General features: G+C 49.7%; 6 protein-coding genes and 1 pseudogene. 3 read left to right on the plus strand and 4 right to left on the minus strand.

Features of this window, described 5'->3' with window-relative positions:
- Positions 1 to 333: 333 nt before the first annotated feature.
- The 3 genes from NK638_RS11215 to glyA all read left to right on the plus strand — a co-directional run bounded on the left by NK638_RS11215 (position 334) and on the right by glyA (position 3,865).
- On the plus strand, positions 334 to 1,710 hold the full coding sequence (locus NK638_RS11215) for a GNAT family N-acetyltransferase (protein ID WP_274633087.1): 1,377 nt from the start codon (positions 334 to 336) through the stop codon (positions 1,708 to 1,710).
- Between the two features lie 68 nt (positions 1,711 to 1,778).
- Entirely contained in the window at positions 1,779 to 2,324 is a 546-nt protein-coding gene (locus NK638_RS11220) for a chorismate--pyruvate lyase family protein (RefSeq protein ID WP_274633083.1), read from the plus strand.
- A 284-nt stretch (positions 2,325 to 2,608) separates the two neighbouring features.
- On the plus strand, positions 2,609 to 3,865 hold the full coding sequence (gene glyA / locus NK638_RS11225; RefSeq protein ID WP_075101749.1) for a serine hydroxymethyltransferase: 1,257 nt from the start codon (positions 2,609 to 2,611) through the stop codon (positions 3,863 to 3,865).
- Between the two features lie 324 nt (positions 3,866 to 4,189).
- Here glyA and NK638_RS11230 read toward each other — a convergent pair whose 3' ends face one another.
- From NK638_RS11230 to NK638_RS11245, 4 genes and pseudogenes are all read right to left on the minus strand, one after another.
- A complete protein-coding gene (locus tag NK638_RS11230) occupies positions 4,190 to 4,888 on the minus strand; it encodes a ZIP family metal transporter (RefSeq protein WP_274633084.1) in 699 nt (232 codons plus the stop codon).
- Between the two features lie 210 nt (positions 4,889 to 5,098).
- Positions 5,099 to 6,348 (minus strand): annotated as a pseudogene (gene gltS / locus NK638_RS11235) (sodium/glutamate symporter).
- Between the two features lie 88 nt (positions 6,349 to 6,436).
- Positions 6,437 to 6,778: a barstar family protein gene (locus NK638_RS11240; RefSeq protein ID WP_274633085.1), complete on the minus strand. Its 342-nt coding sequence runs from the start codon at positions 6,776 to 6,778 to the stop codon at positions 6,437 to 6,439.
- 1 nt (position 6,779) lies between these two features.
- The coding region (locus NK638_RS11245) for a ribonuclease domain-containing protein (RefSeq protein WP_274633086.1) at positions 6,780 to 7,073 on the minus strand (294 nt) is incomplete at its 5' end.

The raw sequence follows: 7,073 nt of genomic DNA on the forward strand, positions 1-7,073 counted from the left end.
CGGCGATTTATCTCATTTTTATCACCATTTTTAAAATGAGGACACGCCCTAAAACCGCGCCTTTACTGTCAGTGGTTTTTATAAAGTGGTGAGTGTGCTTTGCAAATTGTGACAGCAAACCGGCAAAAATTTGCTAGGCTATTTTAGGTTAGAGTATATCTTTGTCTCACATACAGCGATAAGCTTTAGGTAACGCAGCGATGGCTGATATTTGCTGTCGTTTTGATGCGAGCAGACATCTCACCATGTTTGGCTGTCTTTTATAAGTGATTGACTGATATACGCCTTAAATAAAACATTGACACATATAGAGCGGCTAGAGTGACCATGAGCATACGTTTAAAATACGCACTGATGAGTGATACCAGCTGGCAGCAGATGGCAGAGTGGCAAACGCCAGACACGCCATTTATGTCCTTTGCTTTTTGGCAAGCGCTGGCAGACACGGGCGCCATCGGTGAGCAGGCAGGCTGGCTGCCGATATATGTCTTGATCCATCAGGTCGATGAGGGTATAACACCGCCAAGCGCCGCTGACGTCAAAAACAGCAAGGCACACTCTGACGGTGACAATAAGGCATTAGCCGCAGGCGACAAGGTATCCGTCACGCATCCTATAGCGGTGCTGCCAGTCTTTATTAAGGGTCATCACCGCGGTGAGTTTGTGTTTGATCATGCTTGGGCAGAGGCCTACGCGCACTATGGTGTCGACTACTATCCGCGGCTGGTCAGTAGCGTACCTTATACGCCGATTACCGGTCAGCGGTTTTGGCTGGCTGATGGCGAGCGCCTGCGTGCCGATATCATAAAGACCGCCCTAGCAGGCGTAGATGATATTGCTCAGCAAGTGGGGGCATCAAGCTGGCATGGACTGTTTGTCACGCCTGAGTTGGCCGGTATTGTAGCTGCCGCCATGCCGACAGATAGCGATGTCATGAGTGCACTGGCGGCGCAAGAGCAGGGCGGTGCAGCGGTGGCCATCGACATACCGATACTGGAGCGTCAGGGCTGTCAGTTTTTGTGGCAAAACCAAGACTTATTAAAAAACGCGCAGCCATTTGCAGATTTTGAGGCGTTTTTGGCAACGTTAAGAGCCAAAAAGCGTAAGACCATCCGCGCTGAGCGCCGCAAGGTCGCCGAGCAAGGCATCCGTTGTCAGCGTAAATGCGGGGATACGATTTGCGAGGAGGACTGGCACGCTTTTTATCATTGCTATGTGATGACCTATGCGGTGCGCGGCCAGCAGCCTTATTTAACGCTAGATTTTTTTATGGCGTTGGCCGCGAGTATGCCTGAGCACCTGATGCTGGCTCAAGCGCGTGATGCGCATGGTGACATCATTGCCAGTAGTTTGTTTTTGTACGATAAGCCCGATAGCAAAGGCGCGACTTTATACGGCCGCTATTGGGGCGCGCTGGCGGACTATGATAGCTTGCATTTTGAGCTGTGCTATTATCAAGGCATCGAGTTTGCTATCGAGCAGGGTTTGAGCTATTTTGATCCAGGGACGCAAGGTGAGCATAAGCTGGTTCGCGGTTTTATACCGACGACGACCCATTCGTTGCACCGCGTTTATGATGGGCGGTTTGTGCCAGCCATTGCGGATTTTTGCCGTAGAGACAGAGAGCATATGGCCGAGTATCGCCGACGAGCATTTGACGCCTTACCGTTTAATGCTGATAATATGCCCGCCGCTGATGCCAGTCGCTAGCGCTGCTCTCATCTATTTTTTTATCCGTCTTTTATCCGTCTTTTATCCGTCATCATTAGCCGCTTACTATGCCTAGTAACCACCTGTTTTGCCCTGTACCGCCGCCCGCCGAGCTATACGCTTGGCTCAATGTCGAAGGCTCTTTGACTGCTGTACTAGAGGTAAAAGCTCGGCAGCCCTTGCGCGTTGAGCGCCGATTTGAGGGCTATCGCGCGCTGACATTGGCACAAAAACGCCAGCTGGGTGTACGAGGCGCGCAGCTAAATCGGCCGATGCTGGCGTGGGTACGCGAGGTGTACCTATATGGCAATGATGAGCAGCCGTGGGTCGAGGCACAGAGCATCTTTCCGTTGCCCAGTCTCAAAGGCCGCGCCCGCCGTTTGCAGCAGCTCAAGAGTACGCCCATCGGTTATGTGTTATTTAAGCGCAGTCGCACGTTGCCCAATCAGCGTTTTATCTCACAGACGGCCAAAGGCTGGCAACGGCAAACGCGTTATGACTGGTATGGGCGGACGCTGCTGATCAGCGAGACGTTTTTGCCCGCGTTCAGCCAAAATAGACAATCACAGATAGGCTGCAACAGAGAACAGGAAAATTTATATCCAAGAATATAAATATACCGTGATAAATACTTTATTTTATTGGCTATTTATTTGCGTTATAAGGCCATTTAATTTGTTCAGCTTAGCGTGAGGTTTTTTTGCGCTCACCATACAAATTTTCATGTTACACTTAAACTTTAGCGATGATATCGATGCCTGCGTGTCGATTTGATTGTCGATATAGACACGTCAATGACAGGCCAATTGCCTGTGCTTGCCTGTTTTACCTCCTTTTGCTACTCGCTTCTTTTCGATAAACACTACCATTAACGATAGCCACTACCTAGGACATTATTATGTTTAAAGATATTTCTATCAAAGAGTTTGATCCAGTACTTGCAGAAGCCATGGCCGCCGAAAGTGTGCGTCAAGAAAACCACATCGAGCTTATTGCCTCAGAAAACTACTGCTCACAAGCGGTCATGGAAGCACAAGGCACCGACCTAACCAACAAATACGCGGAAGGCTATCCAGGCAAGCGTTACTACGGCGGCTGTGAGCACGTCGATGTGATCGAGCAATTGGCCATCGACCGCGCAAAAGAGCTGTTTGGTGCAGAATACGTCAACGTCCAGCCGCACTCTGGTAGTCAAGCAAACTCTGCCGTATTTTTGGCTTTGCTAGAGGCCAATGACACCGTACTTGGCATGAGCCTAGACGCTGGTGGTCACTTGACTCACGGCGCGCACATCAACTTCTCAGGCCTGAACTACAACGCCGTGCAGTATGGCCTCGTCGAAGGCACTGGCCTGATCGACTATGACCAAGTTGATGCTCTGGCTCGTGAGCACAAGCCAAAGATGATCATCGCAGGTTTTTCCGCGTATTCACAAGTCGTTGATTGGCAGCGTTTCCGTGATATCGCCGACGAAGTGGGCGCGTACTTGCTGGTTGATATGGCACACGTGGCGGGTCTGGTTGCAGGTGGCGTTTACCCAAGCCCAGTACCCTTTGCCGATGTGGTCACCACCACCACGCACAAGACCCTACGTGGCCCGCGCTCAGGCATGATCTTGGCGCGTGATGAGAAGCTGGCGAAAAAGCTAAACTCTGCTGTCTTCCCAGGCAACCAAGGTGGCCCGCTCATGCACGTCATCGCGGCAAAAGCGGTTTGCTTTAAAGAAGCATTAGAAGACAACTTTAAAACCTATCAGCAGCAAGTGGTCAAAAACGCCCAAGCGATGGCAAAAGTCATCCAAGAGCGCGGTTATGAAATCATCTCTGGCGGTACTGAAAACCACTTGATGCTCATCAGCCTCGTCAAGCAAGAAATGACGGGTAAAGAAGCGGACAAATGGCTTGGTGATGCCCACATTACTGTGAACAAAAACGCCGTACCAAATGATCCAAAATCGCCATTTGTTACCTCTGGTATCCGTATCGGTACGCCAGCGATTACCACGCGCGGCTTTAACGAAGCACAAGCAGGCGAGTTGGCAGGCTGGATCTGTGACGTACTAGACAGCCGCGGTGACGAAAAAGTCGCTGCTGAAGTACGCGGCAAAGTAGAAGCTATCTGTAAAGAGTTACCAGTTTACGAAAAAAACCAGTAATTTTCGATTGCTTGATTTTTACCGTTAGGTTGAAAAAAACCGCTTAGCTTAATGGCTAGGCGGTTTGTATTTTTTAAGTGGTCAGTTTATGCGAATTAAACCGTTATACGTACAAAGCTGGGCAGTCCGTCACTTTAAAAAACTCTCTGTTAATACGACTCGATAGTATAGTCAATTCATTCTAAAAATGACATAGCGCTGCTGGGATGAATTTTGCGCAGCCTCTGTGGTAACAGCATGCAAGTAAAATTTGTACCAGTAGCGCGTTTAGATTTATAACAATTTTAATTTGAACTGACTATACAAAGCTACCTGACACACCTTTTAGCCACCAAGCTGGTTTAAAGCCAATGCTAAGATGAGGCCAATGGTGGTGCTAATACCCGCCCAATGGTTGCTGCGTTTGAAGGCGGTCGGGAAGACCTCGGTGGCCAAAGAGGCAATAACCGCCCCTGCGGCAAAGCAATTGATCGCACTAATAACGGCGTCATCGACATTTTTTAGTAGTATCTTGCCCAAGATAGCCGCCAGTGATAATAAAGCTGCGGCCCCAACCCAAAGCATCAGCACTTTTTTGTTGCTGGCACCGTTTCGGCGCATTTCTTTGGCACCGCCTGCTGCTTCTGGCAGGTTCGATAACAAAATAGAGCCGGCCAGAGCCGCCACTTGCATGACGTTGCCGCTGATTAATGCCACACCCAGCGCTAAGTTTTCTGGGATGCCATCGAGAGTGATGGCCGCCAGCAGCCCTGAGCCGCCCTCGGCATTGAGCTTTTCATCGAGTAGATAATCGACACTCGCAAATACCACTGCGCCCAACAGGGCAAAAGCTGCGGTAATCCAAACCCCGCTGTCAGTCACCGCCGGTTGCACCAGCTCGATGACCACGGATATCATCAGCGCGCCGCCAGCGACCGCCAATAAGTTCCCCTCAAGCCAGGTTGGCAAGCGGCCATAAAGCCCCCATAGTGCTCCGATAATCAGAGCACCGGATACCACAACAATCACTGCAAATATCAACATAGTATGCCTCATTATTTTTATAAGGTATTGATAACGGCTAATGGGTTTTGTGTCATTAGAAGTTGCGTAACGATAGGGTTAGGTGCTGTTAGCGCTCTGCTTTTTTTATATTAAACGCCTAAAAAAGCCCCAAACGCCCAAAAAAGCCCCGATTATAAAAATAATCGAGGCTTATAAAGCGCAGTTTAGGTTAACTTTTGATTAAATAGCTTACATAAATGGCAGTTTGGTAAATATCTGTAATATCGTGGCGTTGACGATATCGACAAAGAACACGCTTTTGGCGAAGGCAAGTAACGATCAGTGACCGCCTGCATGTTGGCAATCGCCGTCGGCGTCGCACCCATACCAAACCCACAGTGCCCTGCTGATAACACCGCCGCGTCATAGTCTTTGCCCATGACCTTAAAGGTAATCAGGTAAACATAGATGATCATAATAGCGGTCTGCACCAATAGGATGATCAGCACAGGGCCTGCCAGATCAGTCAGCTGCCATAGCTTGAGAGACAGTAGCGCCATGGCCAAAAACAAGCTCAAAGAGGCGTTACCAAACACATCGATTGAGCGATCAAACATATCGAAGTTAAATAAAGTGGTGAGCACATTACGAATGATAACACCGCCTGCTAGCGCCCAAACGAAGGTAGGTAGCTCAAACCAAGTGTCGGCGGCCAGCAGCGTCATCACATCGGCAAACGCCAAAGCGGCGGCAAATAGCGCCAACGTCTCAATGGTCGAGGAGGCGGTGATAAAACGCATACTGTCAGGTCTTTCAAAGATTTCTTTGTTGCTATGGGCTGAGTCTTCATCATGTTTGGTGCTATATAGCGATTGTGCCCCAGCGACTTTTTCGATATCACTAGGGTTGGGATTAGCAGGGGTTGGCTTGAGACCGAGCCGCCGAATCAGGCGGCGCGCCACAGGGCCACCGATGATACCGCCTGCGACCAGACCATAAGTGGCCACTGCGATACCAAGTGTGGTCGCACCCACCACGCCATAGTCTTCTTCTAAAGTAATGCCCCAAGCGCCTGCGGTGCCATGTCCGCCCGTCAGAGCGATGGAACCTGTCACCAGCCCAAGCAGAGGATCGAGTCCTAACACGCTGGCCATAGCGACGCCCACGATGTCTTGTAGCACGATAAACACCGACACCACGATCGTAAAAATCAGCAGCGGCGTGCCACCAGCTTTTAGGCGACTAAAATCAGCACTGAGACCGATGGAGGCAAAAAACATCAGCATGGTCGCAGTTTGGAGCCCCTGATGAAAGTTGAAGGCATAGCCCCACACCGTATTGAGAATATAGACCACGATTGCCGCGACCAAGCCGCCAGCCACTGGTTCTGGAATATTAAAATCTTCTAAGAATTTAATCCTTTTGACCAAAAAGCGCCCCATTAGCAGCACTAAAGTGGCCAGTATCAGCGTGTAATAGCCGTTTAAGGTAATTTCCATACGTTAATCCTTTCTATAAAAATAAATTAACCTGAATTCGGGATAAATGTGGCTTTATCTCGAATTCAGGTTTGGTGATGATTTTTGGTTAAGCGGAGTCTGTCGGCGGTGTTATGACCCACAGTTGCGGCTTGCCAAACTCTTTATAGGCGTCCTCAATGATGCGTTGAAACATCGTAAAGTCTTTAGTCGTTATGTTGGTTACCGTCGTCAAGTCCAGCACAAGCTTGGTCACATCGCTGTCGGTCAAGCAGTCCCAAGCGCTGTCCCAGTTGTGCGAAAAATAACTGGGGAAGTGGCACACTGCTGCCAGACTGCTTAGCAACGTGTGCTTGTTGAGTACGTCAGCGATAGGGATGACAGTTGCCTGCTGTAGCGCGTTATCGTGCTCGGCGCTGTCAGGATTGACATAATAAATGGCTTGGTTCATGTTATTTTGCTTCCAGTTTATGAAAGCTATCGTAGTGGTCCACGGTCAGATAGTAGATGGTGGGCGGATGACCGCCTGTGACGATACGCCTAGCACCGCGGTGCGATACGCCGGGTGTGGGCACAGTGTACTCACGGTAATAGCCTTGTGTCTGTATCGGTAGCCTGCCTTCACGGTTATAAAAAGTCGAGCCGTCTTTATGCGGATAAGGAAACGGTCCGCCTTGTCGAATCAGCGCGATGGTATGATCTATTTGCGCGTCACCGGTGATAGGGCTGGCGCTGTTAGCTGGCCG

The organism is Psychrobacter sp. A3, from assembly GCF_028823565.1.
GTDB classification, from domain to species: domain Bacteria; phylum Pseudomonadota; class Gammaproteobacteria; order Pseudomonadales; family Moraxellaceae; genus Psychrobacter; species Psychrobacter celer.

Bases quoted from the DNA above. Each gene is read 5' to 3' on its own strand.
- NK638_RS11240 (WP_274633085.1), bottom strand. From the start codon at position 6,778: ATGAACCAAGCCATTTATTATGTCAATCCTGACAGCGCCGAGCACGAT.
- glyA (WP_075101749.1), top strand. From the start codon at position 2,609: ATGTTTAAAGATATTTCTATCAAAGAGTTTGATCCAGTACTTGCAGAA.
- NK638_RS11230 (WP_274633084.1), bottom strand. From the start codon at position 4,888: ATGTTGATATTTGCAGTGATTGTTGTGGTATCCGGTGCTCTGATTATC.
- NK638_RS11220 (WP_274633083.1), top strand. From the start codon at position 1,779: ATGCCTAGTAACCACCTGTTTTGCCCTGTACCGCCGCCCGCCGAGCTA.